Raw genomic sequence first — 24,822 nt, forward strand, 5'->3', positions numbered from 1 at the left:
CGAAACTGGCGGTTACGCGTCATACCTCCAGAGGAGTGAGTTCGATTCCCAGCTTTGCCGACACCACCTTCACCGATCCCGAACGGATCCGGAACTTCTGCATCATCGCCCACATCGACCACGGCAAGTCGACGCTGGCCGATCGCATGCTGCAGCTCACCGGTGTCGTCGAGGCGCGGCAGATGCGGGCGCAGTACCTCGACCGGATGGACATCGAGCGTGAGCGCGGCATCACCATCAAGGCGCAGAACGTGCGACTGCCGTGGCAGGTCACAACCGACGGCGTGAGCACCGACTACGTCATGCACCTCATCGACACCCCCGGACACGTCGACTTCACCTACGAGGTCTCGCGCGCCCTGGAGGCCTGCGAGGGAGCGGTGCTGCTGGTCGATGCGGCCCAGGGCATCGAGGCCCAGACCCTGGCCAACCTGTACCTGGCCATGGACAAGGACCTCACGATCATCCCGGTCCTCAACAAGATCGACCTGCCCGCCGCCGATCCCGACCGGTACGCCGCGGAGATCGCGCACATCATCGGCTGCGACCCCGACGACATCCTGCGCGTCTCGGGCAAGACCGGCGCGGGCGTCACCGAACTGCTCGACGAGATCGTGAAGCTGATCCCCGCCCCGGTCGGCGACGCCGACGGTCCGACACGGGCGATGATCTTCGACTCGGTCTACGACACCTACCGCGGCGTGGTCACCTACGTCCGCGTGGTCGACGGGCGTCTCGAGCCGCGGGTGAAGGTCGAGATGATGTCGACCGGGAGCACGCACGAATGCCTCGAGGTGGGGATCGTCTCGCCCGAGCCGAAGGCGTCGAAGGGCCTCGGGGTCGGCGAGGTCGGCTACCTCATCACCGGCGTCAAGGACGTCCGGCAGTCGAAGGTCGGCGACACGATCACGACTGCACGCAACGGCGCGACCGACGCGCTGACCGGATACCGCGAGCCCCGCCCGATGGTCTACTCCGGGCTGTACCCGGTCGACGGGTCGGACTACCCCGATCTGCGCGACGCGTTGGAGAAGTTGCAGCTCAACGATGCGGCGCTGACCTGGGAGCCCGAGACCTCGGTGGCGCTCGGGTTCGGATTCCGTTGCGGCTTCCTGGGTTTGCTGCACATGGAGATCACACGTGAGCGGCTCGAGCGGGAGTTCGACCTGGACCTGATCTCGACTGCGCCGAACGTCGTGTACCGACTCGTCGGGGAGGACGGTGCGGACATGACGGTGACCAACCCGTCGGACTGGCCGGACGGCAAGGCCCAGGCCATCTTCGAACCGATCGTGAAGACGACGGTGATCGCGCCGAGCGAGTTCGTCGGCACGATCATGGAGCTGTGCCAGTCCCGCCGCGGCGAACTCGGTGGCATGGACTACCTCTCGGAGACCCGCGTCGAGTTGCGCTACACGATGCCGATGGCCGAGATCATCTTCGACTTCTTCGACGCGCTGAAGTCCCGCACCCGCGGGTACGCCAGCCTCGACTACGAAGAGGCGGGCGAACAGGAATCGGCCCTGGTGAAGGTCGACATCCTGTTGCAGGGTGAGGCCGTCGACGCGTTCAGTGCGATCGTGCACAAGGACGGCGCGTTCGCCTACGGCAACAAGATGACGCTCAAGCTCAAGGAGCTCATCCCGCGCCAGCAGTTCGAGGTGCCGATCCAGGCCGCCGTGGGGTCGAAGATCATCGCGCGCGAGAACATCCGGGCGATCCGCAAGGACGTTCTCGCCAAGTGCTACGGCGGCGACATCAGCCGTAAGCGCAAGCTGCTCGAGAAGCAGAAGGAGGGCAAGAAGCGGATGAAGACCATCGGACGGGTCGAGGTCCCGCAGGAGGCCTTCGTCGCGGCGCTGTCGTCGGATGCGGGCAACGACAAGCCCAAGGGCAAATAGCACCGCGGCACTACCATCGTGGGCATGCCGACCAACCCGGTGCTCGCGCCGAGCCCCCACATCCACGGACTGCCCGATTTCCCGTCCATCTCCGACGACGACTTCGTGCCCGCGTTCGACATCGCGATGGCCGACCACCTGCGCGAGGTGGAGGCCATCGCGGCCGACACCCGGCCGCCGACGTTCGCCAACACCATCGAGGCGTTGGAGCAGACCGGTCGGGGCCTCGCGCAGGCGGCGGGGGTGTTCTTCAATCTCGTGGGCCCGGACACCAATCCGGTCCGCAACGCCATCGCGCAGGAGCTCGCCCCGCGGCTGACCGAACACGGGAACACCATCGCGTTGCACGGGGCCCTGTTCGCTCGCATCGACACGCTGTACCGCACACGTGACTCCCTCGGCCTCGACGAGCCGTCACTGCGCCTGCTGGAGCGGCGTTTTCGCGATGCCGTACGTGCCGGCGCCGCCCTCGACGACGACGGGCAGCGACAGATGCGGGAGATCTCCGCGCGGCTGTCGACGTTGACGACGACCTTCTCGCAGTACGTGCTCGACGACAGCAACGCGAGCGCGGTGCTCGTCGACGACGCGGCCGCCCTCGACGGACTGTCGGCGTCGGCCATCTCGGCGGCGGCCGACGCGGCGACCGAGGCGGGCCACGACGGGAAGTATCTGCTGCCCCTCGACCTGCCCACGAGCCAGTCGGCCCTGGCCTCGTTGACCGATCCGGAGACCCGCAGGCGGGTGTTCGAGGCGTCGGTGAACCGGTGCTCGCGCGGCAACGAATTCGACACCCGCGCCATGGTCCTGGAGATCACCGCACTGCGCGCACGCAGCGCCCGTCTGCTCGGATACCGCAACCACGCCGAGTTCGTCATCGCCGAGCAGACCGCCCCGGACGCCGACGCGGTGCAGTCGTTCCTGTCCGAACTCGTCGCCGCCGCGATGCGCGCCGGGGGACGTGAACTGACCCGGCTGCACGGATCGGGCTCCGACCCGATCGCGCCGTCGGACATCACCCACCGGCTCGCGGTCGAACAGCGGGAGAACTCGGCGGTCTCGCTCGACGACTTCGGTGACTACTGCGAACTCGACCGCGTCCTGACCGACGGGGTGTTCGCCGCGGCGCGGCAACTCTACGGGCTGCGGATGGTCGAACGTCCGGAGCTGCCGACCTACCACCCTGATGTGCGTACGTGGGAGGTGTTCGACGCCGACGGGGTGTCGGTGGGCCTGTTCCTCGGCGACTTCTTCGCGCGGCCCAGCAAGCGGGGCGGAGCGTGGATGAACAACATCGTCGACCAGTCGCAGCTCCTGGTCGCCCATCCGATCGTCGTCAACGTGCTCAATCTGACCAAGCCGCAACCCGGTTCGCCGTGCCTGCTCTCGTTCGACCAGCTCACCACGCTGTTCCACGAGTTCGGTCACGCGCTGCACGGACTGCTCTCGGCGGTCCGCTACCCGTCGCAGTCGGGCACCAACGTCCCGCGTGACTTCGTCGAGTTCCCCTCGCAGGTCAACGAGATGTGGGCGCTGCACCCGACCGTTCTGTCCGGGTACGCCCGGCACCACGAGACCGGTGCGCCCATACCGTCCGAACTCGCCGAGGCCGCCCGCGAGGCCACCTCGGTCGAATCCGCGCACAGCACCATCGAATACCTGGCCGCGGCGGTCCTCGACCTAGAGTGGCACCGGATCACCGCCGACGACGAGATCACCGATGTGGAGGCCTTCGAGGCGCGGGCGCTCGCGTCGGCAGGTGTCGCCAGCGACCTCATCCCACCGCGCTATCGCAGCGCCTACTTCAACCACATCTTCGGCGGCGGGTACTCGGCCGGCTACTACTCCTACATCTGGTCGGAGGTGCTCGACGCGGAGACCGAGCAGTGGTTCCTCGCCAACGGTGGTCTCACCCGCGCCAACGGGCAACGGTTCGCCGACACCACCCTCTCCCGCGGCGACAGCGTGGATCCCATTGCCGCGCACGCCGAACTCATCGGGCGGAGCGCGGAGATCGAGCCGCTGCTGGCGCGCAAGGGGCTGGTCGCCGCGGTCGGCTGAGCCGCTCCGACACGGTCGGTGTACGCCGGTCGCGTGCGGTTGGGCAGGATGTTCGGGGTGACCACCCCCGCCCGCGCCGACCTGTCCCGCTACGCGCTCATCAGCATCGTCGCGTCCGTCGTCGTCATCACGCTGAAGATCATCGCCTGGCGGGTGTCGGGGTCGGTGGGCCTGCTCTCCGACGCGGCCGAGTCGATGGTCAACGTCGTCGCGGCCGTGGGCGCCTTCATCGCGCTTCGGGTCGCCGCACGCCCGGCCGACGACGACCACAACTTCGGTCACACCAAGGCCGAGTACTTCTCGGCGGTGTTCGAGGGTGTGATGATCGTGATCGCGGCGGGCATCATCATCGTGGCCGCAACCGAACGGCTGCTCAATCCGTCCGAACTCGATTCCGTCGGTCTGGGATTGGTGATCTCGCTGGTCGCCACCGCCATCAACGGCGGCGTCGGGGTACTGCTGTTGCGGATCGGCCGTCGGCACCGGTCACTGTCTCTCGAGGCCGACGGCAAGCACCTGCTCACCGACGTCTGGACCACGGCGGGCGTCGTGGTCGGTGTGCTGCTGGTCGCGCTCACCGGCTGGCTGCTGCTGGACCCGCTGATCGCGATCGCCGTCGCGGTCAACATCCTCGTCGTCGGCGGACGGCTGGTGTGGGAGTCCGGCGCGGGCCTGATGGACACGGCACTGCCCGACGAGGACCGTGGCCGGGTCGACGCGGTACTCGAGCGATACCGCAGCTCCGACATCGACTTCCACGACGTGCGCACGCGCGAGTCGGGTCACGAGCGGTTCCTGCAACTGCACATGCTCGTACCCGGCGAGTGGAGTGTCCAACGTGGCCACGATCTCGTCGAGCAGGTCGAGACCGACCTCGTCGGGTCGCTGGACCATCTGCACGTGACCATCCACCTCGAACCCATCGGTGACCCGGCCGCCTACGAGTCCTGGCGCCTGGACTGAACCGACCGCAGCACCCCCCGCCGCGGCGCGGGATCAGTGGTTGGCGGGCACGAAAGTGCTGTGCGCGCCGGCCTCCTCGGCACGGATCACGTGCATGACGGCGTTGATCAACGCAAGGTGCGTGAACGCCTGCGGGAAGTTTCCGAGGTGGCGACCGGTCTTGGCGTCGATCTCCTCGGCGTAGAGCTTGAGCGGGCTGGAGTAGTTGAGCAGTCGCTCGCACAGCTGCTTCGCGCGAGCCAGCTCACCGATCTCGACGAGCGCGGACACCAACCAGAACGAGCAGATCGTGAACGTGCCCTCCTCGCCGGACAGGCCGTCGTCGGTCTCCTCGACCCGGTAACGCAGGACCAGGCCGTTCTCCGTCAGGTCGTCGGCGATCGCGAGGACCGTGTTGCGCACCCGCTCGTCGTCGGACGGCAGGAAGCGCAGCAGTGGGACCAGCAGGAGTGACGCGTCGAGCGCATCGCTGCCGTATCGCTGGGTGAACACGCCTTTCTCGTTCACACCGTGCTCGAGGACGTCGGCCTTGATCTCGTCGGCGATACCCGCCCACGTCTTGGCGTACGACTTCTCTCCGTGCATGGTGGCGAGCTTCGAACCTCGGTCCAGGGCGATCCAGCACATGACCTTCGACGAGGTGAAGTGCTGCGGTTCACCGCGCACCTCCCAGATACCGCGGTCGGGTTTCTTCCAGTGCTTGATCGCCTCCTCGACCTGAGCCTTGAGCACCGGCCAGAGGGTCTCGGGGATCGTGTCGTTGGACTTCATGTTCAGGTACACCGAGTCGAGCATGGTGCCCCAGATGTCGTGCTGCGCCTGGTTGTACGCGCCGTTGCCGATGCGGACCGGGCGCGCGCCGTCGTAGCCCGAGAGGTGGTGCAGCTCCTCCTCGTCGAGGGTGCGTTCGCCACCGACGCCGTACATGACCTGCAGCGGATGGTGCTCGCCGTTGGTCACACCCGACACGTCGGCGATGAACGAGAAGAAATCGTCGGCCTCCCGGTCGAGGCCGAGGGTGTAGAGACCCCACAGCGCGAAGGTCGAGTCACGCACCCAGGCATAGCGGTAGTCCCAGTTGCGTTCTCCGCCCGGCGTCTCGGGCAGCGAGGTGGTCGCCGCGGCCAGCAGTGCGCCGGTGGGGGAGTAGGTCAGGCCCTTGAGGGTGAGCGCGCTGCGCTGCAGGTGCCCGCGCCACGGGTGGTCGGGGAACGACCCGACGTTGATCCACTGACGCCAGGATTCCGACGTCGACCACATCTTCTGCGCCGCCTCCTCCCAGTTCTGCGGAGCCGGCTGCGATGACCAGCTCAACGCGATGAAACGGTCGTCGCCCTCGGTCAGCCGTGACCGGGCGCGCGCCTCACGTCCCTCGAGCCCCAGCTTGAAGTTCGTCGTCAGCTTGAGCGTGGGCACCGGATGCGTCGTGTCGGTCGCGGTCGCGATCGCCTCGGAGTACGCGGGGCCGGAGTACTCCCAGGTGGTGGAACCGCGGTGGTAGTCGAAAGCCGGTTCGCAGCTCATCGCGACCTCGACGGTGCCGCTGACGCACTTCACGGTGCGCAGCAGGATGTGCTCGGCGTCCCAGTCGGTCGGGGTGCGCCGGTGGGTGCGCGAGCGGGTCTCGATGTCGTGCCACGGCCCCATGACCAGCGCGTCGCGGACGACGATCCATCCGGTGTCGGTCTGCCAGGTGGTCTCCACCATCAGACTGCCCGGCAGGTAGCGGCGGTCGACCGGCACGTTGACGCCGTAGGGCGCGAGCTTGAAATGCCCGGCGGATCGATCGAGGATCGCCCCGAAGATGCTCGGGGAGTCCGGACGCGGGACACACATCCACTCGACCGCGCCGTTGCGGGCGATCAGACAGTTGGTCTCGCAGTCGGAGAGGAAGGCGTAGTCGTCGATCGGGGGAAACGCGTTCCGGGTGGCCGTGGCCGGTGTGAACGCGCTGACGTCGGGATCGAACGAGCCGGCGTGGGCTCCGCCGGCGGCGAACGCCGTGGCGACGCCGTCCGCTGAGGGGGTTGTCATCGGTCCATCATGGGTGAGCGGTGCCCTGACGCGCCACACGTACGAGCCGCGCGTGCCGTCGCCGTCCGCAGCCGGGGGCACCGGACGCCCGCCGGTGGGGGCCGACGTTAGATTCACCGTGAATAAAATCGCGCAGGCTAGGCTGTGCGCGTGAACGGATTGCGGACCTGGTGGGACGGTGTGGAGGCGTGGCTCACCGGTTTGTCGTTCCTGCCGCAGTTGCTGGTGTCGCTGGCCGTGGTCATCCCGCTGGCGATCGTGGCCGCAATCGTCCTGAACGCACTGGTCAACGGTGTGTCGAACCTTCTCGACCGGATGCGGCCGACCGATCCCGCGAGCAAGGACCTCTGACATGCCGCGCTCCCGCGTCACCATCGCTCTGATCGCGCTGCTCATCCTCGTGCTCGTCGCCTGGCTCGCCACCCGTTAGCCCTGCTCAGCAGACCGATCGGGTCACCGGAGGTCGGGTGCTCCCGGTGATAATCTTCGGCCTGTGTTCGAATCCAACGGCTACCAGGTGCGATACCGGTTGTCCCTGATCGCGGTGGAATACCGCTGCGTCGCAGACATTTTCTGTCGCTGACGTACCCGGGGCGCATCCCTGCGCGCCCCCTCGCCCGATCTGACGAAACTCTCGAACGTCCTCCTGCACGCATCAGACCAAGGGGTTGCCCCATGTTCGTCCATCGAGTCCCGGCGTCACGCCGGGTCCCGGCCGCTCGACGACTCCCGTCGTCGACCGCCCGACTGACGAGAGCGGTGGTGGCGATGCTCGTCGTGACGGCCACCGTCGCCGCCTGCGCGGGCGGGTCCACCGACACCCCGGGGGGAGAGAACATCTCCAGCGGTTCGCACCACGTGAACCTCATCGCCTACGCCACGCCCAAGCCCGGCTTCGACAAGGTCATCCCGGCGTTCCGGGAGACCGAGGCGGGCAAGGACATCGGCTTCTCCCAGTCCTACGGGGCCTCCGGTGACCAGTCCCGCAAGGTCGCGCGCCGCGTGCCCGCCGACGTGGTCAACTTCTCCGTCGAGCCCGACATCACCCGGCTCGTCACCGCCGGTGTCGTCGACAAGGACTGGAAGACCCAGCACGCCCCCTACAACAGCACGCCGTTCGGATCGGTTGTGGCGCTGGTGGTCCGGCAGGGCAACCCGAAGAACATCCGCAACTGGGATGACCTGCTCAAGCCCGGTGTCGAGGTCATCACCCCCAACCCCGGCAGCTCGGGTTCGGCGAAGTGGAACCTGCTCGCCCCCTACGCCGCCGAGAGCAATGGCGGCGAGAACCCGAAGGCGGGCCTGTCGTACGTGACCACGCTGCTGCGCGATCACATCCGGGTGAACCCGAAGTCGGGCCGCGAGGCGACCACGACCTTCGAACAGGGCCAGGGTGACGTTCTGATCAGCTATGAGAACGAGGCGATCATGTTGTCGCGCAAGAACAACACCGCACCGCAGTCGCAGCGGGTCGACTACGTGATCCCTCCGACGACGTTCAAGATCGAGAACCCGGTCGCCGTGGTCAACACCAGCGACAACAAGGACGCCGCGAACGCGTTCGTCGACTATCTCTTCACCGATGAGGGACAGCGGATCTGGGCCGAGCAGGGCTTCCGGCCGGTCAAGCCCGACGTCATCGCGGCGACGAAGAACCTGTTCCCCGGGACCATCGACAAACTGTGGACGATCTCCGACCTCGGCGAGGTGCTGGGGAAGGGGACCGCGGCCAAGAACAAGGGTAAGGACCTCACCGGCTGGAAGGCCGTTGACTCCGCGCTCTTCGGGACCAAGGGCGCGATCAGCAAGATCTACGACGCAGGAGGCAAGTCATGACGTCGGTGCAGGTCGAACCGGGCTCCGCCGCACCACCACCGCTCGAGCCCGATCACAAGCGGTTTGCAGGAGGGCGCCGGATCGTCGGCGGCGGACCGTTGGGCATCGGGGTGGCCGGCCTCTGGCTCACCGTCATCGTGCTGCTGCCGTTGGCCGCCATCACGGCGAAGTCGTTCGAGGGCGGCTGGAGCGGTTTTGTCGATGCGATCACCGCCGACAACGCGGTCGGGGCCATCCGGACCACGGTGTCGGTGTCGGTGGTCGTGGCGCTGGTGAACGTGGTCATGGGCACACTCGTGGCGTGGGTCCTCGTCCGGGACGAGTTCCCGGGCAAGCGGATCGTCAACGCGCTCATCGACCTGCCGTTCGCGTTGCCGACGATCGTGGCGAGCCTCGTGCTGCTCTCGCTCTACGGGCCGAACAGCCCGATCGACATCGAGCTCAACGCGACGAAACCCGCGCTGGTGATCGCACTGGCCTTCGTGACGCTGCCGTTCGTGGTGCGTCAGGTGCAGCCGGTCCTGATCGAGGTCGACCGTGAGGTCGAGGAGGCGGCGGCATCGCTCGGCGCGTCCAACCTCACCATCTGGTGGCGGATCATCGTGCCGTCGCTCGCGCCGGCGATCCTCACCGGCGCCGGGTTGGCCTTCACCCGCGCCATCGGCGAGTTCGGCTCGGTCGTGCTCATCGGCGGCAACATCCCCGGCGACACCCAGGTCGCATCGCAGTACATCCAGCAGCAACTCGAGGTCGACAAGCCCATCGACGCCTCCGCGGTGTCGGTCGTGTTGCTGCTCATCGCTTTCGTCGTCCTGTTGGTGCTGCGCGTCGTCGGACGCCGCTCGGCCAAGCGTGAGGGGGCGGACTCGTGAAGCTGTCCCCGGCGTCGAAGTACGGTCTGCGCACCGTTGCGCTGCTCTACCTGTTCGTCCTGCTCGTCGTCCCGGTGGCGCTGATCTTCTGGCGCTCCTTCGAACACGGTGTCGGGCAGTTCTGGGACTGGATCACGACGCCGGCGGCGATCTCGGCGCTGCAGCTGAGCCTCCTCATCGTCGTCATCGTGGTGCCGCTCAATGTCGTCTTCGGTGTCGCGACGGCGATCGCGTTGGTGCGCGGCCGGTTCCGTGGCCGCGGCATCGTGCAGGCGATCATCGACCTGCCGTTCGCCGTCTCGCCGGTCGTGGTCGGTGTGTCACTGATCCTGCTGTGGGGCTACGGCGGGTGGTTCGGTGGCATCGAGAGCCTCGGTTTCCGGGTGATCTTCGGGCTGCCGGGCATGGTCCTCGCGACCATCTTCGTCACCCTGCCGTTCGTCGTCCGCGAGGTGGAGCCGGTGCTCCGGGAGATCGGGACCGAGCAGGAAGAGGCCGCGGCCACCCTGGGTGCGGGCGGTTGGCAGACCTTCCGACGCATCACCCTGCCGGCGATCCGCTGGGGCCTGACCTACGGCGTGGTGCTCACGGTGGCGCGCAGTCTCGGCGAGTACGGCGCGGTCATCATCGTCTCGTCCGGGTTCCCCGGCATCTCGCAGACCCTGACGCTGTTGGTGTCGTCGCGCTACACCGACGACTACAACGAGTTCGGCGCCTACGCGGCGGCGACCCTGCTGATGTTCATCGCCCTGCTCGTGCTGCTCGCGATGACGCTGATCGAACGACGCGGTGCGGTGGGTCGGGTCACCCGCAGCGTCCGTCGCACGAGCGACGACACCCCCGACCCGACCGCCGAGACCCTTCCGATCGACACCACAGCCGGTGACAAGGAGTACGCACGATGACGATTTCTGTTTCCGGTGCCAACAAGCGCTACGGCGACTTCGCGGCCCTCGACGACGTGTCGCTGGAGATCCCGTCCGGGTCGCTGACGGCGCTGCTCGGCCCGTCGGGTTCGGGCAAGTCGACGTTGCTGCGTTCGATCGCCGGGCTCGACCGGCTCGACTCCGGCACCGTCTACATCAACGGGGACGACGTCACGCGGGTGTCGCCGCAGAACCGCGACATCGGGTTCGTCTTCCAGCACTACGCCGCGTTCAAGCACATGACCGTGCGCGAGAACGTCGCGTTCGGCCTCAAGATCCGCAAGCGCCCCAAGGCCGAGGTCGCGAAGAAGGTCGACGAGCTGCTCGAGGTCGTCGGACTGGCCGGGTTCCAGACGCGCTACCCCGCACAGCTGTCGGGCGGACAGCGTCAGCGCATGGCGTTGGCCCGCGCGCTCGCCGTCGACCCGAAGGTGCTGCTGCTCGACGAGCCGTTCGGTGCCCTCGACGCCAAGGTGCGCGAGGATCTGCGCAAGTGGCTGCGGCGCCTGCACGACGAGGTCCACGTGACCACGGTGCTCGTCACCCACGACCAGCAGGAGGCGCTCGACGTCGCCGACCGGATCGCGGTGCTCAACAAGGGGCGCATCGAGCAGGTCGGCAGTCCCGACGACCTGTACGACCGCCCGCAGAACGAGTTCGTGATGTCGTTCCTGGGATCGGTGGCCAAGCTCAACGGATCGTTGGTCCGTCCCCACGACATCCGTGTCGGGCGCACGCCGGACCTGGCGTTGTCCAGCGCCGATCAGGCCAGCGCCGAGACCGGTGTCCTCAAGGCCAGGGTGCACCGGGTGGTGCACCTCGGGTTCGAGGTCCGGGTCGAGTTGTCGAACGCGGCGACCGGCGACGAGTTCCATGCGCAGATCACCCGGGGTGACGCCGAAGCGTTGGCGCTGTCCGAAGGGGACGAGGTCTACGTGCGCGCCACGCGCGTACCCGCCATCGCGAGTGCCGACCTGTAGCGCTCGCAGATGATCGCGACGATCCCGGGGTGCGGTCCGATCGGCGCGGCCACCGCGGAGTCGGGCGCCATGGCGTCCAGCGCGTTCTCCACGCGGTCGGTGAGGGTGCCCGCGGACAGGAAGTACGGGCTGAGCGCGATGCGCCGTGCCCCCGCGGCCCTGAGCCCGTCGATCGCCGATCGCAGGTTGACGCCGCCTGCGCCGAGGCGGGTCGCGAACAGCGGCTGCACGTGCGCGCCGCCGAGCCGGTCGGAGAGTCGTCGTGCGACGGCGTCCAGTTCACCGTCGGACGCCGGATCGCGACTGCCGACCGCGCAGACGATCACGCCGTCGTCGGGGCGGGTCCCGATGTCGGCGAGACGATCCGCGAGCGCGTCGATCAGTCGATCATCGCCGCCGAGCGTCGCCGTCTGGGTGATGACCGTGTCGGGGTCGTCGGCGCGGTGGGCGTCGATGATCGCCGGGAGGTCCACCGTGGCGTGGAACGCGGTGGAGAACAACAGCGGCACGACCACGACGTGCGAACCGGTCGTGGCGCTCAACGCGTCGCCGACCGTGGGCTCGTTCAGGTCCAGGTAGGCCAGCTCGACCGCGACGCCGGGCAACGCGACGTCCACGGCGTGACGGACCCGCTCCGCGGTGACCGCGAAGCGGGGATCACGGCTGCCGTGCGCCGCGAGGACCAGCGTCGGGGTCACACCAGTTCGGACAGGTGCAGCGGCGCGAGTGCGTCACCGACGAGGCCGGCGCCCAGGGTGTTGCCACCCTGCGGATCGATCAGCAGGAAGCTGCCGGACTCGCGGTTGACGAGGTAGTCGTCGGCGCTGATCGGCTGCGCGGTCTGCACCGAGATCCGGCCGATCTGGTTGAGCTCCAACCGATCCGGGGCGTCGCGCAGCGACAGTTCCTGCTCGTCGAACAGCGTGTCCACGCCGCCGACGATGGCGGGGGTGGTGAACGCCCCGTGCTTGAGCAGCAGGCGGGCGCCGGGGAGCAGCGGCTTGTCGCCCAGCCAGCACACGGTCGCGGTGAAGTTCGAGATCGGTTCGGGCGCATCGTGCGCCGCGGCGATGACGTCGCCACGGGAGATGTCGATGTCGTCGGCGAGCAGGACGGTGACGCTGCGACCGGTGTGTGCTGATTCCAGTGACCCGTCGGCGGTGTCGATGCCGGCGACCGTGGTGCGGATCCCGGACGGGAGCACGACGACGTCGTCACCGACCTCGACGCGACCGGCGGCGACCTGACCCGCGTAGCCGCGGTAGTCGGGGTACTCGGCGGTCCGCGGACGGATCACGTACTGCACCGGGAAGCGGAACCCGACGGGTGCGCGGTCGGCGACGTTGGGCACCGTCTCGAGGTGCTCGATGAGGGTGGGGCCGTCGTAGAAGCCGGTGAGTTCCGAACGCGTGGCGACATTGTCACCCCGCAGGGCCGAGACCGGGATCGCCTGCACCTGCTCGTCGGACCAGCCCAGCGTGCGGGTCAGATCGGCGAAGGTGGCGCTGATGTCGGCGAACACCGACTCCGCGTCGTCGACCAGGTCGATCTTGTTGACCGCCAACACCAGCTGCGGGACACCGAGCAGGGCCATCACCGCGGCGTGCCTGCGGGTCTGGGCGACCACCCCGCTACGGGCGTCGACGAGCAGGATGACCAGCGACGCCGTGGAGGCACCGGAGACCGTGTTGCGGGTGTACTGGACGTGACCGGGGGTGTCGGCCAGGACGAACGAGCGCCGTGGCGTCGCGAAGTACCGATAGGCCACGTCGATGGTGATGCCCTGCTCGCGCTCGGCGCGCAGTCCGTCGACGAGCAGCGACAGGTCGGGGGTGTCGAGGCCCTTGTCCACCGAGGCGCGGGTGACCGCGTCGATCTGATCGGCGAGAACGGATTTCGTGTCGAACAGCAGCCGGCCGACCAGGGTCGACTTGCCGTCGTCGACGCTGCCCGCGGTGGCGATGCGGAGAAGGTCGGGTCCTGCGGTCATCGGTTGCGTCCGTTCGTCTCGCCGGTGGCGTGGTGCGGGGTGCGGGCGCTCATCAGAAGTACCCCTCGCGCTTGCGGTCCTCCATCGCCGCCTCCGACACCCGGTCGTCACCGCGGGTGGCACCGCGCTCGGTGAGACGTGATGCGGCGACCTCGGCGAGGACCGCGTCGTTGTCGGCGGCGTCGGACAGGACCGCGCCGGTGGTGGAGCCGTCGCCGACGGTGCGGTACCGCACCGAGAGTCGTCGGACCTCCTCGCCGTCGCGGGGTCCGCCCCACGGCCCCGGGGTCATCCACATGCCGTCGCGCTCGTAGACGTCACGCTGGTGCGCGTAGTAGATCGCGGGCAGCAGGACCTGCTCGCGCGCGATGTAACGCCACACGTCGAGTTCGGTCCAGTTCGACAGCGGGAACACGCGGACGTGCTCGCCGGGGGCATGCTTGCCGTTGTAGAGATTCCACAGTTCGGGACGCTGCCGCTTGGGATCCCACTGGCCGAACGCGTTGCGTAGCGAGAAGATCCGCTCCTTGGCGCGTGAGCGCTCCTCGTCGCGACGTCCGCCGCCGAAGACCGCGTCGAAGCGGTTGCCGGTGATGGCGTCGAGGAGGGGGACGGTCTGCAGCGGGTTGCGGACGCCGTCGGGCCGCTCGGTCAGACGACCGTCGGCGAGATAGTCCTCGACGCTCGCGACGTGCAGACGCAGATTGTGCCGTGCGACCACCTCGTCGCGGAAGGCCAACACCTCGGGCAGGTTGTGCCCGGTGTCGACGTGCAGGAGCGAGAACGGGATCGGTGCGGGCCAGAACGCCTTGATCGCCACGTGCAGCAGGACCGTGGAGTCCTTGCCGCCGGAGAACAGGATGACCGGGCGCTCGAATTCGCCTGCCACCTCACGGAAGATGTGGATGGCCTCGGACTCCAGGGCGTCGAGGGTGCTGTACTCCGACTCGTCGGTCACCCCCGCGGGCGGCGTGGATCCGACGGCGTTCGACTGTTCGATGGTCATGAGGCGTGCAACCCGCATTCTGTCTTGGAGCGCCCGGCCCAACGGCCGCTGCGCGGATCGGCACCCGGTGCCGGCTTGACGGTGCAGGGCTCGCACCCGATGGACGGATATCCCTCGTCGACTAGGGGATTGACGAGGACGCCACGACTGTCGATGTAGTCCTGCATCTGCTCGTCGGTCCACGCGGCGATCGGGTTGATCTTCACCAGACCGAAGCCCTCGTCGAACGAGATCAACGGTGCGTCGGCGCGGGTGGGCGACTCGACCCGACGGATGCCGGTGACCCAGGCCGAGAAACGGCTCAGTTCACGCTGCAGCGGGACCACCTTGCGCAGACGGCAGCACTCGGCGGGGTTCGACGCGAACAGGTTGCGGCCCAACAGCTGATCCTGTTCGGCGACGGTCTGCTCCGGCGTCACGTTCACGATCTCGACGCCGTAGACCTGCTCGACGGCGTCGCGGGTCCCGAGCGTCTCGGCGAAGTGGTACCCGGTGTCGAGGAACAGCACCTTGAGCTTCTCGTCGTCGATCAGGGCCGGGTCGATCGCGTCGACGGCGAGGTCCACCAGCGCCGCGTCCTGCATGTTCGACGCGACGACGAAGTCGGTGCCGAAGTTCTCCGCGGTCCACACGAGCAGCTGCTGCGGTGTCGCGTCCGGTCCCAGATCGCGGTTGCCCGCGTCGACCAATTCCCGTAGATGCGCTTCCATGCGCACTGCCGTACTCATCGGAGTTCCTCCTCCTGCGCGCGAAGTGTCCACTGCGCGAAGCGTTCACCACTGTCGCGGTGCTTGATGAAGTTGCGGACGACGCGGTCGATGTAGTCGCCGAGTTCCTCGGTCCCGACCTTGTGCTGACGGAGCTTGCGGCCGAACGCGGCGTCCTGGCCCAGCGTGCCGCCCAGGTGGACCTGGAAGCCCTCGACGTGATTGCCGTCGGCGTCCTCGATCAGCTGTCCCTTGAAGCCGATGTCGGCGATCTGCGCGCGGGCGCACGAGTTCGGGCACCCGTTGATGTTGATGGTGATCGGCACGTCGAGCTGGGAGTTGATGTCGGCCAGACGTTCTTCGAGCTCGGGGACCAGTCGCTGCGAGCGCTTGCGGGTCTCGGTGAACGAGAGCTTGCAGAACTCGATGCCCGAGCAGGCGATCAGATTGCGACGCCACCGCGAGGGGCGACCGTCGAGACCGTGGGCCGCCAGCTCGTCGATCAGGCTGTCGATCTTGTCATCGGCGACGTCGAGGATGACGAGCTTCTGGTACGGGGTGAACCGGATGCGGTCGGACCCGGCGCGCTCCGCTGCCGCGGCGACGGCGGTCAGGGCGGTGCCGGACACGCGGCCGGCGATCGCGGCGAAGCCGACCGAGTTGAGCCCGTTCTTCAGCCGCTGCCCGCCGACGTGATCACGCGGCTCGGTGAGCGGGGTGGGCGCGGGGCCGTCGATGAACTTGCGGCCGAGGTACTCGTCCTCGAGGACCTGACGGAACTTCTCCATGCCCCAGTCCTTGAGCAGGAACTTCAGCCGCGCCTTGGCGCGCAGACGCCGGTAGCCGTAGTCGCGGAAGAGCGTGCACACGGCCTCCCAGACGTCGGGGACCTCGTCGAGGGGGATCCACGCACCGACGCGCTGCGCGAGCATCGGGTTCGTCGACAGACCGCCGCCGACCCAGAGGTCGAGACCCGGTCCGTGTTCGGGGTGCTCCACTCCGATGAAGGCGATGTCGTTGACCTCGTGCGCGACATCCTGGAGTCCGGAGATCGCCGTCTTGAACTTGCGGGGCAGGTTCGACAGCGACGGGTCGCCGACGTATCGGCGCACGATCTCGTCGATCGCGGGTGTCGGGTCGAGGACCTCGTCGATCGCCTCGCCGGCCAGCGGCGAGCCCAGTACGACGCGGGGGCAGTCGCCGCACGCCTCGGTGGTCTTGAGTCCGACGCCTTCGAGTCGCTCCCAGATCGTGGGGACGTCCTCGATGCGGATCCAGTGGTATTGGACGTTCTCGCGGTCGGACAGATCGGCGGTGTCGCGGGCGAATTCGGTGGAGATCTCGCCGATGGTGCGCAACTGCTGCGCGGTCAGAGCGCCCTTGTCGCAGCGGACCCGCATCATGAAGTGGCTGTCCTCGAGCAGGTCGAGGTTCTCGTCACCGGTCCAGGTGCCGTCGTAACCCTGTGCGCGCTGGGTGTAGAGCCCCCACCAGCGCATCCGGCCACGCAGATCCTGCTTGTCGATCGAGTCGAAACCGCGCTTGGAGTAGATGTTCTCGATGCGCGCGCGGACGTTGAGCGGGTTGTCGTCCTTCTTCACCTGCTCGTTGGGGTTCAGCGGCTCGCGATACCCGAGCTTCCACTGACCCTCCGCACGGCGCTTGGCGGGTCGAGGGCGGCGCGCGGGACGGGGCGTCGCCTCCGCGTCGGGTGCCCCCGTGTCGAGTGCCTCGGTGTCGGGCGTCGAGGTCATGGGTGGTGCTCCTACGGACTGATGCCGGTTCGCTTGGTGCGTTCCGGTCGGGCGAGCCGGGGCTGGCGGCTCACGGTGCGATCGATATGCGGGCACGAGACGACCGCGCAGGCAGCGCCGGAGGAGGTGGAAAAAGAGACTCTTCTGCTGCGGAGCGCGGTCAGAAGAGACAGAAAGCGCTGCAGACGCGCTTGAGGTCTATGTGGCGCCGTTCGGCAAGCCACACCCCGGGGAAAATCACGTCGCCCATAGTGCCACGGCCTCCCTCACTGCGTCTACTTGGGATAACTTCGGATCATCGTGAGCGCAATCACGCCTGAGCGATCCCGCGTCCGGCGTCGTACCCCTGACCAACCGCGTCGCGGCGGCGATCATTCCCCGGCGACATCGGCTCCCGGCGGCCGACGATGGATGATCGGGGGATGACCGTCACGCAGCAGCAGCCACTCGTGCTCCCGAGCTGCGACCCGATGACCCCGTTGGGGCTCTACCTCCACGTACCGTTCTGCGCGACCCGCTGCGGATACTGCGATTTCAACACCTACACCGCCGGTGAACTCGGCGCGGACTCCTCGCCGGAGCAGTGGCACGTCGCACTGGAGGCGGAACTCGCGATCGCGGCGAACCGCCTGAGCCCGGTCCGGCCGGTCTCGACGGTGTTCGTCGGCGGCGGCACCCCGTCGCTGCTCGGCGCCGACGGGCTCACCGCGCTCCTCGATGCCGTCCGCAGACATTTCGACCTGACCGCCGACGCGGAGATCACCACCGAGTCCAATCCGGAGTCCACGTCACCGGAGTTCTTCGACGGACTGCTGGCGGCCGGGTTCACCCGGGTGTCGCTGGGAATGCAGTCGGCCGCCCCGCACGTGCTCGCGACGCTCGACCGCACGCACACGCCCGGCCGCGCCGTGGCCGCCGCGCGGGAGGCGACCGCCGCGGGGTTCGCCCACGTCAACCTCGACCTCATCTACGGCACACCGGGGGAGACCGACGACGATCTGCGCGGCACGCTCGACGCGGTGATCGCCGCCGGCGTCGACCACGTCTCGGCGTATGCCCTGATCGTCGAGGACGGCACCGCGCTGGCGCGTCGGGTCCGCCGCGGCGAGCTCCCCGCGCCCGACGACGACGTCCTCGCCGACCGCTACGAGATGATCGACGAACGGCTGTGCGCCGCAGGACTCGACTGGTACGAGGTGTCGAACTGGGCGCGTGCCGGGGACCCGACCGCGCAGTGCCGACACAACCTCGCCTACTGGGACAGCTCGGACTGGTGGGGTGCGGGTCCCGGTGCCCACTCCCATGTCGCCGGTGTGCGCTGGTCCAACGCGAAACACCCGGGCCGCTACGCGGTCTCCCTCCGCGACGGCGAGTTGCCGGTCGCGATGGTGGAGGAGCTGACGCCGGTCGATCAGCACACCGAACGCGTGATGCTCGCCCTGCGGCGCAGTGTCGGACTGCCGCTGAGCGAACTGGATTCCGAGGAACGCGTCGCGGCGGTGGCGACCACCGACGCGGGACTCACCGTGCTGCGCGACGATCGGGTGGTTCTGTCCAACCGTGGGCGTCTGCTCGCCGACGGGGTGATTCGTCAACTGCTGGTGCACTAGTCGGGATCGGGGCGGTCGTCACCGAGTCCGACGGAGCGGTCTCGGTGATCGCCCCCGACATCGCGTCGAGGTCGAGCAGACGCGCGTGGATGACGTGCCGGTTGCGCAGCGCCGAGCGGACCGCGCGGTGCAGACCGTCCTCGAGGTACATCTCGCCCTGCCAGCGCACGGCGTGCGCGAACAGGTCGCCGTAGAAGGTCGAGTCCTCCGACAGGAGCTTGTCCAGCGCCAGCGCCGTGGTCACCGTCGTGAGTTGGTCCAGCCTGAACTGACGGGGCGGGATCTGCGCCCAGTCACGCATCGACAGGCCATGGTCGGGATACGGCTTGCCGTTGCGCACACCTTTGAAGATCACTTGCCCCCCTGTTTTCTGCAGACGGCGCCGGCGAACATCCTCCGCGGCCGGGATCGGTCCACCGTAGCGCCCGCCGTGCCGGGCGCGGTGGCCTCGCCGGTCGCGGCACGGCCACGTCGGCGGCGCCCGCGGTGTCGGCTACGTAAACTCGATGGACAGACCACGGATCGGTGTCCGTCCCGGCGCCGGTGCCCAGCCCAGCAGGAGGTGAACGCTACGTGTCGAGTACCGACGAGAGGCGGTTCGAGGTCCTGCGGGCGATCGTCACCGATTACGTCGCGACCCAGGAACCGATCGGGTCGAAGGCACTCGTCGACCGTCACCATCTCGGCGTGTCCAGCGCGACCATCCGCAACGACATGGCCGTGCTCGAGGCGGAGGGGTACATCGCCCAACCGCACACCAGCTCCGGGCGCGTGCCCACCGACAAGGGCTATCGACTGTTCGTCGACCGGATCTCCGAGGTCAAGCCGCTGTCGTCGGTCGAGCGCCGCGCCATCCTGAGCTTCCTCGACTCCGGTGTCGACCTCGATGACGTGCTGCGACGGTCGGTGCGGCTGCTGGCCCAACTCACCCGCCAGGTCGCCGTCATCCAGTACCCGGTGCTGTCGTCGGCCACCGTGCGACACCTCGAGATCGTCGCACTGGCCCCGGCACGATTGCTGCTCGTCGTGATCACCGACACCGGCCGGGTCGAGCAGCGGATGGTCGACGCCAGCCAGGAACTCGACGACAACGACATCATGCGGTTGCGCGACATGTTCTCCGCGGCGCTGCACGGACAACGCATGGAGATCGCCTCGCACGCGGTCGCCGAGATCGCCAACGCGGCTCCCGACGACCTGCGGCAGGCGGTCATCCGTATCGCGACCGTGCTCGTCGAGACACTCGTCGAACGCACCGACGACCGGCTCGTCCTCGGCGGCACGTCGAACCTCGCCCGCGCGGCCGCCGACTTCGCGCCCATCTCGGGGTCGATGGACTCGGTGCTCGAGGCCCTCGAGGAGCAGGTGGTCGTGCTCAAACTCCTCGCCGCCACCCAGCTGCCGGGCACCGTGACGGTCCAGATCGGCGAGGAGACCCGCACCGAGAACCTGCGTGGCGCGGCCGTCGTGTCCACGGGGTACGGTGCCCCGGGCACTGTTTTCGGTGGTCTGGGCGTGTTGGGGCCCACACGGATGGACTATCCGGGAACCATCGCGTCGGTCGCAGCCGTTGCCAGATACGTCGGCGAGGTGCTCGCCGAACGCTGATCTGCGTTCGCGGCGCCCTCGCCCCGATCCGGCACCGCCGGTCGCCGACGACCCGGTGCACCCACCACAGTTTCGATCTAGTGAAGGACATTGCTGCGCAGTGGCACGTGACTATTACGGAATCCTGGGCGTCGCCCCCGGTTCCAGTGACTCGGAGATCAAGCGCGCCTACCGCAAGCTGGCCCGCGAGCTGCACCCGGACGTCAACCCCGACGAGGCCGCCCAACAGCGGTTCTCCGAGGTGTCGACGGCGTACGAGGTGCTCTCTGATCCGGAGAAGCGACGCATCGTCGACGCCGGGGGAGACCCGCTGGCGACGGCGGGATCCGGCGGCTTCGGCGGTGGCGGGTTCGGCGGCAGCGGCGGCCTCGGCGACGTGTTCGAGGCCTTCTTCGGCGGTGGCGCCGGCGGCGGACGTGGCCCGCGTGGTCGCGTCCAGCCCGGATCCGACGCCCTGCTGCGCATGCAGCTCGACCTCGACGAATGCGCGGCGGGGGTCTCCAACGAGGTCACCGTCGACACCGCGGTCCTGTGCGACGTGTGCAAGGGCTCCGGCGGGCACGACGGCAGCAAGCCGGTCAACTGCGACACCTGCAAGGGCGCAGGCGAGATCCAGTCGGTGCAGCGTTCGTTCCTCGGCCAGGTCATGACCTCGCGCCCGTGCCCCACCTGCGGCGGCACCGGCCAGACCATCCCCGACCCCTGCCGCAAGTGCGCGGGCGACGGACGTGTCCGGTCGCGTCGCACGATGACGGTGAAGATCCCCGCCGGTGTCGGCGAGGGCATGCGCGTCCGACTGCAGGGTCAGGGTGAGGTCGGCCCCGGCGGCGGACCCGCCGGCGACCTGTACGTCGAGGTCGTCCAGAAGCCGCACGACGTGTTCGTGCGTGACGGTGACGATCTGCACTGCACCGTGCGGGTGCCGATGGTCGACGCGGCACTCGGCGCGTCGTTGGAGATAGACACCGTCCTCGGCGGGCACGCCATGGTGACCGTCGAGCCGGGCACGCAGCCCGGTCAGGTCACCAAGATCCGGGGTCAGGGCATGCCGCATCTGCACACCGGGGTCCGCGGGACCGTCCACGTCCACCTCGACGTCGTCGTCCCCACGAAGCTCGACGGCAAGCAGGCCCAGAAGCTCAAGGAGTACCGACAGGTCGCGACGTCGGAGCATCTCGAGTTGGTCGACACCGCGTCCGCGGCCAGCGGGGGACTGTTCTCCCGGCTGCGGAACGCCTTCGCCGGACGCTGAGCCCCACGCCCATGTCGCCTCGTCGCCGATGACCCCGCCGCTGTTCTGGATCGACGAGGTACCGCCGGTGGGCGGACTCGCGGAGCTGGCCGGCACCGAGGGGCACCACGCGGTGACCGTGACGCGCATCGCCGCGGGCGACCGCATCATGCTCGGTGACGGTGCGGGCACCGTGGCGACCTGCGAGGTCACCGCGACGCTGTCCAAGGACCGACTCCGCGCCACCGTCGTCGAGCGCCGCACCCACGACCGCCCGCGGCCGACGGTGACGGTGGTCCAGGCGGTCCCGAAGTCCGATCGGTCCGAACTCGCCGTCGAACTGGCCACCGAGGCGGGCGCCGATCGCATCGTCGCCTGGCAGAGCGCGCGGTGCGTGACCCGGTGGGTGGGTCCCCGCGAGGAGAAGGGCCTGCGCAAATGGCGCTCGGCCGCCGCGACCGCTGCGAAGCAGAGCCGCCGGGCGTATGTTCCACTCGTCGAAGGATTGGCGAGCACAGCGTCTGTGCGATTGCTGATCACTGATGTGATCGAGCGTGGAGGTGTGGTGGCTGTGTTGCACGAGGACGGTCGGGAATCACTCGCTGACCTGCCCCTGCGCGACGCGACGGAGGTGCTGCTCGTCGTCGGCCCCGAGGGCGGCGTCGACCCGGGTGAGATCGACGACTTCGGTGCGCTGGGTGCGCGTCCGGTGGTCCTCGGCCCCGAGGTGTTGCGCACCTCCACCGCGGCCGCGGTCGCGCTGGGGGCGATCGGTGCGCTGACCTCCCGGTGGGCGGTGCGGTGACCGCGAACAGTGTCTCCACGAGAGCCGCGATGAAACGACTCAAGGTCGCCTACGGCGAGGCCGCCTCGCAGTTCGGGCACCTCTACCTGCCGGTGCTGCCGCCCGCACGACCCGACGACGACCTGCATCCCATCCCGGTCGTCGTCATCGTCCACGGCGGCTACTGGTCCACCGACTTCGAGCTCATCGTCGAGACACCCGTCGCCCGCAACCTCGCCGAGCGCGGCGCCATCGTCTGGAACGTCGAGTACCGGCGGGTCGGCGAGGAGGGCGGCGGATGGCCGCGCACCGGCTACGACGTGGCCAACGGCATCCTCGCTCTCGACGGCCCCGTCCGGGCCGCCCTGCCGCCCGAGATCGCGCGACGTGCGGACTTCTCGAACGTGTCGGTGATCGGGCACTCCGCGGGCGGTCAGCTCGCGCTGTGGGCGGTCGGTCGCCTGGGTGCGACCACGGCGAAGGCGACCATCACCACGATCGTGGTCCAGGCGCCCGCGACCGATCTCGTCGAGGTGGGGCAGAACGGCCACGTCGCCCTCGCGGCGTTCATCGGCGCGAGCTACGCCGAGACCCCGCATCGCTACCGGGACGCCTCGCCGGTGTACCTGCCGGTCATCCCCGCCCACGTCGTCGTGGTCCAGGGTGACCTCGATGTGTCGGTCCCGTTGGAGATGAGCAGGTCCTACGTCGACCGGGTGCGCGCCAACGGACAGTCCGTCGAACTCGTGACGGTGACGGGCGAGGGGCACGAGGCGTTCGTCGACCCGACCAGCCGCTGCCACCGCGAGACGCTGCGTCGCCTGGGCATCTGAGGTCGCCGGCGCCGATATCACATCGAGTTCTGATGGCCCATGGTCGTAGACTGGTGGTCTACGCCGTGCTCAGGAGCTGACGCGGCTGCCATCGACGATGTGGGAGACAAACGCTTGGTGACCGACGCGAGCAGAGCCGGCGACCCCGGTGCCAGTACCGCCAGGGGCCCCGGTCGGGTGGAATCGGGCATGGAGGTCTCCCCGGACGTCATCTTCGGTCTGCTCGGCGCCCGGGACGCGAACCTGCGCACCCTGGAGTCGTTGCTCACCGCCGACATCCACGTCCGCGGCAACATGGTCACGCTCACCGGCACCCCGCCCGATGTCGCGACCGCCGAACGTGTTCTCGCCGAACTGGTCTCGGTCGTCCGGGCCGGCACACCGCTGACCCCGGATCTCGTCCGGCAGAGCGTGTCGATGCTGACCAACGGCTCGGAGGAGTCGCCGGCGGAGGTGCTCAGCCTCGACATCATCTCCCGTCGCGGCAAGACGATCCGTCCCAAGACGCTGAACCAGAAGCGGTACGTCGACGCGATCGACGCCAACACCATCGTCTTCGGCATGGGGCCTGCGGGCACTGGCAAGACCTACCTGGCCATGGCCAAGGCGGTCCAGGCGTTGCAGGCCAAGGCCGTGAGTCGGATCATCCTGACGCGGCCCGCGGTCGAGGCGGGTGAGCGGTTGGGCTTCCTGCCGGGCACGCTGCACGAGAAGATCGATCCGTATCTGCGGCCGCTGCACGACGCGCTGCACGACATGATGGATCCCGATTCGATCCCGAAGTTGATGGCCGCGGGCGTCATCGAGGTGGCCCCGCTCGCGTACATGCGTGGCCGGACCCTCAACGACGCGTTCATCATCCTCGACGAGGCGCAGAACACCACCGGCGAGCAGATGAAGATGTTCCTGACCCGGCTCGGGTTCGGGTCGCAGGTCGTCGTCACCGGCGACGTCACCCAGGTCGACCTTCCCGGCGGTTCGGAGAGCGGTCTGCGCGCGGCGAGTCGTATCCTCACCGGGATCGACGACATCCACTTCGCGACCCTGACCAGTGCCGATGTCGTCCGACACCGTCTGGTCGCCGACATCGTCGACGCGTACGGCAAGTTCGAGGAGTCGCAGGCGATCGATCGTGTCGCCGGATCGACGCGTCGCTCGGCCGGCGGTGGACGGCGCTCGTGAGCATCGAGGTCTCCAACGAATCGGGTGTCGACGTCCCCGAGGACATGTTGGTCGACGTGGCCGACTTCGCCCTCGGTGAGATGGACGTCCATCCCGGCGCAGAGCTGTCGATGGTCCTCGTGGACAACGAGACGATGGCCGAGTTGCACCTGCGCTGGATGGATCTGCCCGGTCCGACCGACGTGATGAGCTTCCCGATGGACGAGCTCACCCCGGGCGGACGCCCGGACACCCCCGATCCGGGGCCGGCGATGCTCGGTGACATCGTGCTGTGCCCCGAGTTCGCCGCGGCCCAGGCCGCGACCGCACGTCATTCGGTCGAACACGAGCTCGCGGTGCTCACCGTGCACGGCGTCCTGCATCTGCTCGGGTACGACCACGCCGAGCCGGACGAGGAGAAGGAGATGTTCGGGCTGCAGGGCCAGATCATCGACTCCTGGTACGCCCGGCGCCGTGAGCAGGAACGCCGACAGCGCCAGGACGCGCGGGACGCGACCCTGCTGGACCGGATCGGTTTCACCCCCGAACCCCGGGAGCGCTGAGC

At 68.5% G+C, this 24,822-nt stretch carries 22 protein-coding genes; 15 read left to right on the forward strand and 7 right to left on the reverse strand.

What is annotated here, in order from left to right:
* The first annotated feature begins 35 nt into the window (after positions 1–35).
* The 3 genes from lepA to IEV93_RS12385 are packed head-to-tail and all read left to right on the forward strand — an operon-like array spanning position 36 to position 4,925.
* A complete protein-coding gene (gene lepA / locus IEV93_RS12375) occupies positions 36–1,901 on the forward strand; it encodes a translation elongation factor 4 (RefSeq protein WP_188489992.1) in 1,866 nt (621 codons plus the stop codon).
* A gap of 24 nt (positions 1,902–1,925) precedes the next feature.
* A complete protein-coding gene (locus IEV93_RS12380; RefSeq protein WP_188489993.1) occupies positions 1,926–3,962 on the forward strand; it encodes a M3 family metallopeptidase in 2,037 nt (678 codons plus the stop codon).
* Positions 3,963–4,010: 48 nt separating this feature from the next.
* Positions 4,011–4,925 carry a cation diffusion facilitator family transporter gene (locus IEV93_RS12385; protein WP_188490566.1) on the forward strand — a complete coding sequence of 305 codons (915 nt, stop codon included), beginning with the start codon at positions 4,011–4,013 and terminating at the stop codon, positions 4,923–4,925.
* A gap of 33 nt (positions 4,926–4,958) precedes the next feature.
* Here IEV93_RS12385 and IEV93_RS12390 read toward each other — a convergent pair whose 3' ends face one another.
* On the reverse strand, positions 4,959–6,959 hold the full coding sequence (locus IEV93_RS12390; RefSeq protein WP_188489994.1) for a glycoside hydrolase family 15 protein: 2,001 nt from the start codon (positions 6,957–6,959) through the stop codon (positions 4,959–4,961).
* Between the two features lie 150 nt (positions 6,960–7,109).
* Between IEV93_RS12390 and IEV93_RS12395 the strand changes: the two genes are divergently transcribed.
* The 5 genes from IEV93_RS12395 to IEV93_RS12415 all read left to right on the forward strand — a co-directional run bounded on the left by IEV93_RS12395 (position 7,110) and on the right by IEV93_RS12415 (position 11,573).
* Positions 7,110–7,310, forward strand: coding sequence for a hypothetical protein (locus IEV93_RS12395; protein WP_188489995.1), 201 nt, complete (start codon positions 7,110–7,112; stop codon positions 7,308–7,310).
* 417 nt (positions 7,311–7,727) lie between these two features.
* Positions 7,728–8,795 (forward strand): sulfate ABC transporter substrate-binding protein, encoded by a 1,068-nt coding sequence (locus IEV93_RS12400; protein ID WP_188490567.1) that lies wholly within the window; start codon positions 7,728–7,730, stop codon positions 8,793–8,795.
* A complete protein-coding gene (cysT, locus tag IEV93_RS12405) occupies positions 8,792–9,667 on the forward strand; it encodes a sulfate ABC transporter permease subunit CysT (protein WP_188489996.1) in 876 nt (291 codons plus the stop codon). The genes IEV93_RS12400 and cysT overlap by 4 nt, the downstream gene beginning before the upstream one ends.
* Positions 9,664–10,572, forward strand: coding sequence for a sulfate ABC transporter permease subunit CysW (cysW, locus tag IEV93_RS12410; RefSeq protein WP_188489997.1), 909 nt, complete (start codon positions 9,664–9,666; stop codon positions 10,570–10,572). The genes cysT and cysW overlap by 4 nt, the downstream gene beginning before the upstream one ends.
* Positions 10,569–11,573 carry a sulfate/molybdate ABC transporter ATP-binding protein gene (locus tag IEV93_RS12415; protein WP_188489998.1) on the forward strand — a complete coding sequence of 335 codons (1,005 nt, stop codon included), beginning with the start codon at positions 10,569–10,571 and terminating at the stop codon, positions 11,571–11,573. The genes cysW and IEV93_RS12415 overlap by 4 nt, the downstream gene beginning before the upstream one ends.
* Here the strand turns inward: IEV93_RS12415 and IEV93_RS12420 are convergent.
* Genes IEV93_RS12420 through IEV93_RS12440 form a run of 5 tightly spaced genes read right to left on the reverse strand, consistent with a single transcriptional unit; the run spans position 11,525 to position 17,030 of the window.
* Positions 11,525–12,271, reverse strand: coding sequence for a sirohydrochlorin chelatase (locus IEV93_RS12420; protein WP_188489999.1), 747 nt, complete (start codon positions 12,269–12,271; stop codon positions 11,525–11,527). The genes IEV93_RS12415 and IEV93_RS12420 overlap by 49 nt on opposite strands.
* A complete protein-coding gene (locus tag IEV93_RS12425; RefSeq protein ID WP_188490000.1) occupies positions 12,268–13,563 on the reverse strand; it encodes a sulfate adenylyltransferase subunit 1 in 1,296 nt (431 codons plus the stop codon). Before IEV93_RS12425 ends, IEV93_RS12420 begins: the two co-directional genes overlap by 4 nt.
* A gap of 52 nt (positions 13,564–13,615) precedes the next feature.
* Positions 13,616–14,569, reverse strand: a complete 954-nt coding sequence (cysD, locus tag IEV93_RS12430) for a sulfate adenylyltransferase subunit CysD (protein WP_188490001.1) — start codon at positions 14,567–14,569, stop codon at positions 13,616–13,618.
* Complete coding sequence (locus IEV93_RS12435) at positions 14,566–15,297, reverse strand: phosphoadenylyl-sulfate reductase (protein WP_188490002.1); 732 nt, start codon at positions 15,295–15,297, stop codon at positions 14,566–14,568. Before IEV93_RS12435 ends, cysD begins: the two co-directional genes overlap by 4 nt.
* Positions 15,294–17,030 (reverse strand): nitrite/sulfite reductase, encoded by a 1,737-nt coding sequence (locus tag IEV93_RS12440; RefSeq protein ID WP_188490003.1) that lies wholly within the window; start codon positions 17,028–17,030, stop codon positions 15,294–15,296. The genes IEV93_RS12435 and IEV93_RS12440 overlap by 4 nt, the downstream gene beginning before the upstream one ends.
* Before the next feature lie 422 nt (positions 17,031–17,452).
* Between IEV93_RS12440 and hemW the strand changes: the two genes are divergently transcribed.
* Positions 17,453–18,640, forward strand: a complete 1,188-nt coding sequence (gene hemW / locus IEV93_RS12445) for a radical SAM family heme chaperone HemW (protein ID WP_229705070.1) — start codon at positions 17,453–17,455, stop codon at positions 18,638–18,640.
* On the opposite strand, the gene IEV93_RS12450 is transcribed toward hemW, so the two are convergent.
* Positions 18,552–18,995: a type II toxin-antitoxin system VapB family antitoxin gene (locus tag IEV93_RS12450; RefSeq protein WP_188490005.1), complete on the reverse strand. Its 444-nt coding sequence runs from the start codon at positions 18,993–18,995 to the stop codon at positions 18,552–18,554. The two genes, hemW and IEV93_RS12450, sit on opposite strands and share 89 nt — an antisense overlap.
* Positions 18,996–19,213: 218 nt before the next feature.
* Here IEV93_RS12450 and hrcA point away from each other — a divergent pair, with 218 nt between their 5' ends.
* The 6 genes from hrcA (at position 19,214) to ybeY (ending at position 24,820) form a co-directional block, all read left to right on the forward strand.
* Positions 19,214–20,248: a heat-inducible transcriptional repressor HrcA gene (gene hrcA / locus IEV93_RS12455; protein ID WP_188490006.1), complete on the forward strand. Its 1,035-nt coding sequence runs from the start codon at positions 19,214–19,216 to the stop codon at positions 20,246–20,248.
* 100 nt (positions 20,249–20,348) lie between these two features.
* Positions 20,349–21,500, forward strand: coding sequence for a molecular chaperone DnaJ (gene dnaJ / locus IEV93_RS12460; RefSeq protein WP_188490007.1), 1,152 nt, complete (start codon positions 20,349–20,351; stop codon positions 21,498–21,500).
* 28 nt (positions 21,501–21,528) lie between these two features.
* A complete protein-coding gene (locus IEV93_RS12465) occupies positions 21,529–22,284 on the forward strand; it encodes a 16S rRNA (uracil(1498)-N(3))-methyltransferase (protein WP_188490008.1) in 756 nt (251 codons plus the stop codon).
* Between the two features lie 29 nt (positions 22,285–22,313).
* Positions 22,314–23,096 carry an alpha/beta hydrolase family protein gene (locus tag IEV93_RS12470; protein ID WP_188490009.1) on the forward strand — a complete coding sequence of 261 codons (783 nt, stop codon included), beginning with the start codon at positions 22,314–22,316 and terminating at the stop codon, positions 23,094–23,096.
* Between the two features lie 189 nt (positions 23,097–23,285).
* Complete coding sequence (locus IEV93_RS12475) at positions 23,286–24,278, forward strand: PhoH family protein (RefSeq protein ID WP_229705071.1); 993 nt, start codon at positions 23,286–23,288, stop codon at positions 24,276–24,278.
* Positions 24,275–24,820: an rRNA maturation RNase YbeY gene (ybeY, locus tag IEV93_RS12480; protein WP_188490011.1), complete on the forward strand. Its 546-nt coding sequence runs from the start codon at positions 24,275–24,277 to the stop codon at positions 24,818–24,820. Before IEV93_RS12475 ends, ybeY begins: the two co-directional genes overlap by 4 nt.
* Positions 24,821–24,822: the final 2 nt, after the last annotated feature.

The sequence above is a fragment of the Williamsia phyllosphaerae genome (genome assembly GCF_014635305.1).
GTDB classification, from domain to species: domain Bacteria; phylum Actinomycetota; class Actinomycetes; order Mycobacteriales; family Mycobacteriaceae; genus Williamsia_A; species Williamsia_A phyllosphaerae.